The organism is Sphingomonas sp., assembly GCF_048594985.1.
Taxonomy (GTDB): domain Bacteria; phylum Pseudomonadota; class Alphaproteobacteria; order Sphingomonadales; family Sphingomonadaceae; genus Sphingomonas_I.
In genome coordinates, this window is record NZ_JBMDXG010000187.1 from 1 (window position 1) to 5,735 (window position 5,735).

A 5,735-nucleotide genomic window follows, 5' to 3' on the forward strand; every position below is an offset into this window, starting at 1 on the left:
CCACTTCGGCGTCGGAACGCCGCAGTTGAAGCCGAAGCGGCCCGCGCACCGATTGACGGTGTCCAGCCCGATGACGGGGGTGAAGTTGTACTTGATCAGACGCGTGCCGTTGAACTGGAAGCTCAGGCGGGCATCGTTGGCAAACAGCTGGCCGATCGACGAGCTGTAACCGACGGTCACGTCGACACCCTCGGTCTTCAGGCCACCGCTGTTCGCATTGCGATCGCTGAACGTGTCGATCTCACCGAACGAATTACGAACGATGCGATTGCAATAGTCCTGATTGAACTGAACGAAGCAGAGATTGCCGATATTCGACGTCCCGACCGTATTGATATAATTATCGATCTTGATGTTGTAATAATCGGCAGTGGCGGAGAAACCCCGGAGGAACGTGGGCGTGACCACCGCGCCGACCGTAAAGGTCTTGGCGGTTTCTTCTCGCAGGTTCGGGTTACCGCCGATAAAGGTCAGCGGGTTGACATTGTTCGGATCCTGGATCGCCGGATCACCAATCCGCGCCACCGGCGCACCAGCAGCGTTGAACTGCGCGGTGCAGATGTCGCGAAGCGTGCCAGCGGCAGCCGCAGCCGCCGTTCCGCAGAAGTCGGCATTGCCGGCGAAGCTCACCGTGTTGCCGAGGAACAGCTCGTTGACGCTCGGCCCACGGATCGCGCGCTGATACTGACCACGGAAGGTGATGTCGGGAATCGGCGCAAGCTCGGCACCCGCCGACCAGGTGAAGACCTCACCCGGCGCGTTCGAATATTTCGTGTAACGCGCGGCGCCATTGACTTCGAGGCGGTTGACGAAAGTATCGCGCAGCAGCGGCACGTGGATTTCGGCGAAAGCCTCCTTCACGTTGTAGCCGCCCGCGGTCGCCTGACCGGGGTTGAAGCCGGCGACGTTGCCGCTCGCGAGGTAAGTATCGGGATCAACCCGGCCCTTTTCGGAACGATATTCGAGACCGGCCGCGATGCCAACGCCGCCCGCGCCGAGATCGAACAGGCTGTTGTTCGTCACGACGAAGCTGGCAACCTGCGTGGTATATTCCTCGAGGTTGGTCGCGCCCACCGAGATGTAGCTTGCTGCCTCGGGGCTCAGCTGGTTGAGGCCAAAGATATTCGCCGGGGCGCAGCCCGCCAGCCGAGCGGCTGCATCGGCGCAGACCAGATTGCCGTTGGCATCGAACGTCGTCGTGACGGCGTTGAGGAAGTTGCTGATGGCAACGTTGCCCAGCTGGCGCTGTGAATTCTTCGTACGCGAGTACGAATAATAGCCATCGTAGCTGAACCCCGCCCCGATATCGCCCCGCGCGCCAGCAACGACGCGGAATGCGTTCCGTTCGTCGAAATTGGCGCGAGGCCCGATTTGCGTCGTGCGGAAGGTGAAGTTCGAATTGACGTACCCGTCACCGTCCGTGTCGAGCGAGGTCAGCGCGGCCTGCAGCGCCGGATTAAAGAAGGGCGAGTTGGTCTGCAGGGCGATCTGGCCGACCACGCCGTCCCCATAAGGCGTGCCGTTGCTGATCGGGGTTGCAGCCAGCTGGTTGGTCACGCGGTTGTTGGCGAATTGCGCTTCCATGTACGGCTGGAAGGCGTCGCTGACCTCGTAATGCGCCATCGCCGAAACGAGGAAACGCTCTTGCGGAACCTGCAGATAGTTGATCGGCGAATAATTGTAACCATCGGCCGGCAGGTAGCACGAATTCTGCCCCGGCGCCGTGCCGAAGTCCTGAATGTCGCAGCCCAGGCCAGTCGCGGCGCCAAGACCGGCGACCTGGATACGACCCTGCGGAACCGAAGGCGAACCGCCGGCGGCGACCAGCTCGCCGTCGATGTCGTTGAGCGCGTTGCGCGCGAAGCTGCGCTCGCCGGCGAAGGTCGCCTTACGCTTGGTGTATTGCGCGAACATGGTCACGTTACCGCGACCGTCGTCGAAGTTCGTGCCGATCGTGCCGTTCAGATCCCAGACCTGCCCGTCGCCACGCCCGGTGACATTGTACTGGCTGTTGATCTCGATGCCGGAGAAATCACGCTTCAGGATGAAGTTGACCACGCCCGAGATTGCGTCCGAACCGTAAACGGCCGACTGGCCGCCCGTCACCACGTCGACGCGCTGGATCAGCGCGGACGGAATGGTGTTCAAGTCGACGATCTGGTTGACGTCGTACGACATGTAGCGACGGCCATCGACCAGCACGAGCGTGCGCTGCGAGCCAAGGCCACGCAGGTTGACCGTGGCGACGCCGCCGCCGGGGTTGTTCGAGGTCGACGAGGTCGTCGGGGTGACCTGCGGAAGATCGTTCAGCACGTTTTCGACGTTGGCTGAGCCGGGGCGCAGCGCGATCTGCTCCTGACCCACCACGGTAACCGGGCTGGTGCCCTCCAGATTCGGGCGCGCGATGCGCGAACCGGTGACGACGACGTCCTGCCCTTCGGCAACGTCGGGAGAAGCGCTGGGCGGCGCGCCCTGCGCCAAGGCCTGGCCCGACAGCAGGAGGCCGGCGAGAAGCGTCACGCTCCCCAGAGCGGAACGCCCGAGAAGATGGTGGGTTCTGGTCACGATTCAAATCCCCTTGTCTGAAACCGGCCCCATGATACCGGTCCCGTGCGATCGCGGCGCTTTTCGCGTCACGACGATTGTGGGGACATGCCTGATGCTGCACCGCACTGTAAAGCTGACGTTCATGTCCGGGAAATGGTACGCGCAACAGTGTAGCGAAACCGCAACAGTTTTGCCTCAGAGGCGGAAATTGCCTTCGGGAAAGACCTTGATCTCAAGCGCTTGTGCGCTCGCGCTGATGAGCCTGCCAATGACGCCGGCGGCCGCTCGTGACGAGGATAGGGTCGGTGCGGCGCTGGCTCCGCTGCTCGAATGCCGCAAGCTGACGGACGCAACCGCAAGGCTCGGATGCTTCGATGCCCAGGCTGCCGTGCTGGACGCCGCGACGAGCAAGCATGAGGTCGTCGTGATCGATGCAGCAGAGGCGCGGCGGGTCAAACGCTCGCTGTTCGGGTTCAACGTGCCCGATCTTAACCTCCTTGGCGGCAAGCGCGAGACCGCAGGCTCTGAACAGCGCGAGGAGGAGACCGAGCTGCGCGCGACGATCGCGCGGGCGTCCCAACGTGGGAATGGGCGCTGGGTCTTCGTTTTGGACGACGGGGCGACGTGGGTTCAGGTCGACTCGATCCAGTTCCGGGCCGATCCCAAGCCTGGCGACGCGATCCGGATCCGCAAGGCCGCGATGGGCAGCTACCTCGCCAACGTCAACAAACAGCTGGCGGTCCGCGTGCAGCGCGAGAACCGCTGACAGCGCGTCATCCTCCCGCCGCGCGTACGACCCTGCGTTCCATTTCCGTGAGGAATGGGTTCCAGCAATCGAAGATCAGGATGGCGCGCGGTCGATCGCTGTCGTTCCACGCCTCATGCTCGATCGTGTCGTCGAACACCCATGCCTGCCCTTCCCGCCATTCGCGGACCTCGCCGCCGACCCGAAATGCGCACTGCCCCGGCACGATCAGCGGCAGATGGACGGTTCCGCGAATGTTGGTCGATCCCGTATGGGGTGGAATGCGCGTATGTGGGTCGAGGATCGAAAACATGGCGGTCGGCCCCTTGCCGGGCACGTCGAGCAGCGGCAGCCGATCCAGCAGCGCCGCCGTCTCCGGGCACCGCGCCATATTCGCATCATGGCGGACGCCGTCGCGCCATAGGAAATAGGCCCCCCAACGGGGCGAATGATTGAGCTCGGCCCACTGATTGACGGGAGCCCCGGCGGGATAGGCGACGTAGGGTTGCGGCGCTTCGCCTGTATCGTGCCACAGGGCCAACAGCTCCGCGCGGATCCGATCCGTATGGGCTTCGAGTTCGGCGAGCCAGGGGAAGAGCGCTTCGTCGAAATATTCCCATGCCGGCAGGAACGGGAAATGCCCCGCGACAGGCTGCGGAGCGTAGATTTTGCGACGGCCGGTGAGTTGGTCGGCGTAGGCGCGCGCGCGCCGAAAGTCCTCCCCTTCATGCGCTAGGTAGATCGGATCGAGCGCAACCTGCAACTGCTTGGCCCGCTCCGCTGCGTCGCGGTCCGCTGCCTCGCGGGCGCGGGCGTGGGCCGGTCGGGCCTCGGGCGGCAATTTGTCCGCATCCGGATAGGCCGCGAGGAGGTTGCGATACACCTTGACCGCGTCCTCCGGCCGGCCGGACTGTTCGAGCGCCGCCGCTTTCGCGAACAGGGCGGGGAGGCTGTAAGCGTCGATCGCCAGCGCCCGGTCGAGCGCGGTGATCTCCTCGGCAGCCTGACCCAGACGGCGGTGCGCGTCCGCGACGTTCAACCATAATGGCAGCGCCCGCGGGTCCGCAGCCGTCGCGCGTGTAAAAGCGGCGAGAGCGTCGCCCGGCCGACCGAGCGCCAGACAGCTCAGGCCCAGCTGATTGAGCGCGCGCGGATCGGGGCGTGGGTCCGCCAATGCGCCCTGCAGCAAGCGGACCGCCTCCTCGGGTCTGCCGCTCCGGTGCGCCTCACCGGCACGAGCCAGCGCGGCTTCGGGCGACGTCATAGTCATGGCGTGCCGCCCCCCGGCATCTGCCCGACCAGACTCATCGGATCGATCCGCACGCCGTTCCAGGTCATGCCCCAATGCAGATGCGGCCCGGTCGCGCGGCCGGTCATGCCGATCGTGCCGACCGGCTGGCCCTGGCGGATACGGTCGCCCGTTCTCACCTGGATGCGCTGCAGGTGCATCATCGCGCTCACCAGACCGAAGCCATGGTCAATCATTACGAGATTGCCCTCGAGACTGAAGGGACGGTCGGTCGCGAGGACGATCACGCCGTCGGCCGGCGAGAGAGCGGGTGTGCCAGTAATGTCCTTCGCGCCCACCGCCTTCGCGATGTCGAGCCCGCCATGATAGGCGCCGCGCTGCCCCCCGGCATAGATGCGCTGCGATCCGAACAGCGTGCTGATCCGCCCGTAAGCAGGCCAGCGGAAGCGCTGGCGCCAGCCGTCGCTGTCGGCGTTCACCGCGCGCGCGCCCTCGATCTGGCGCAATTCCTCGGCGCGGATGCGCTGATACGTGGGGCTGGGCGTGGTGCCGCGCTGGAGTGTCGGCAGCTCGGAAATGTCCCAGGCGTGCGGCGCGACGGTCAGCGGCAGGCGCAGCAGGCGGCCGTCCTGCATCCGCGCCTCGATCAGCGCGGCGGGCCCGCTGTCGCGGTCGAAGCCGATGATGAAGCGTCCATCCGTCGCGAACCGCACCGGCTTGCCGTCGAGCAACAGCAGGGCGGTGCCGATCGGCGCCGTGCCCTCGACCAGCGCGCCCTGCTCGGGACGGCCGTGCAGCTTGAACATGTCGGCCGGGACGATCTGCGGCGGCGGCGGTGCGACCGGCAGCCCGACCGGGGGCGGCGGCGTGGCCGGCCCGGGCGGCGCGGCGCGCGGAATGCAGGCGGTGGCGGCAAGCAGCAAGACCGGCGCAAGCAGCGACCTCAAGCGCGCTGCTCCGCTTCGGTCGCGAGCGCGGCGGTCGAGTAAGGCTCCTGCCGTCCGACGCTCCAGTAACGCAGATCCTCAATCGCGATCGGCACACCCGACCGGGCACAGACGACGTGATCGCCCGGCACCAGCACGCGGAAGCCATTGGCGAGGTAGTGGAGCTTGGCGGGGCGACCCTGCGCCATCAGCATGATCTTTCGTGACCTTTCGAACGTCAGAGCAATGTCGGCTGCTCGGGTTTGGG

At 65.6% G+C, this 5,735-nt stretch carries 5 protein-coding genes; 1 reads left to right on the forward strand and 4 read right to left on the reverse strand.

Going from position 1 to position 5,735, the window contains the following annotated elements; all coding sequences use genetic code 11:
• Positions 1 to 2,565, reverse strand: a 2,565-nt coding sequence (locus tag ACOJSF_RS07160; RefSeq protein ID WP_420141528.1) for a TonB-dependent receptor plug domain-containing protein, incomplete at its 3' end; no start/stop codon positions are given.
• A 94-nt stretch (positions 2,566 to 2,659) separates the two neighbouring features.
• Between ACOJSF_RS07160 and ACOJSF_RS07165 the strand changes: the two genes are divergently transcribed.
• The gene (locus ACOJSF_RS07165; RefSeq protein ID WP_420141529.1) at positions 2,660 to 3,313 is read left to right on the forward strand and encodes a hypothetical protein; all 654 of its coding nucleotides are present in this window, start codon (positions 2,660 to 2,662) and stop codon (positions 3,311 to 3,313) included.
• Positions 3,314 to 3,320: 7 nt separating this feature from the next.
• On the opposite strand, the gene ACOJSF_RS07170 is transcribed toward ACOJSF_RS07165, so the two are convergent.
• Genes ACOJSF_RS07170 through ACOJSF_RS07180 form a run of 3 tightly spaced genes read right to left on the reverse strand, consistent with a single transcriptional unit; the run spans position 3,321 to position 5,682 of the window.
• On the reverse strand, positions 3,321 to 4,562 hold the full coding sequence (locus ACOJSF_RS07170; protein WP_420141530.1) for a tetratricopeptide repeat protein: 1,242 nt from the start codon (positions 4,560 to 4,562) through the stop codon (positions 3,321 to 3,323).
• A complete protein-coding gene (locus ACOJSF_RS07175) occupies positions 4,559 to 5,488 on the reverse strand; it encodes a M23 family metallopeptidase (protein ID WP_420141531.1) in 930 nt (309 codons plus the stop codon). The genes ACOJSF_RS07170 and ACOJSF_RS07175 overlap by 4 nt, the downstream gene beginning before the upstream one ends.
• Positions 5,485 to 5,682 carry a DUF2093 domain-containing protein gene (locus tag ACOJSF_RS07180; protein WP_420141532.1) on the reverse strand — a complete coding sequence of 66 codons (198 nt, stop codon included), beginning with the start codon at positions 5,680 to 5,682 and terminating at the stop codon, positions 5,485 to 5,487. The genes ACOJSF_RS07175 and ACOJSF_RS07180 overlap by 4 nt, the downstream gene beginning before the upstream one ends.
• Between the last annotated feature and the right edge of the window lie 53 nt (positions 5,683 to 5,735).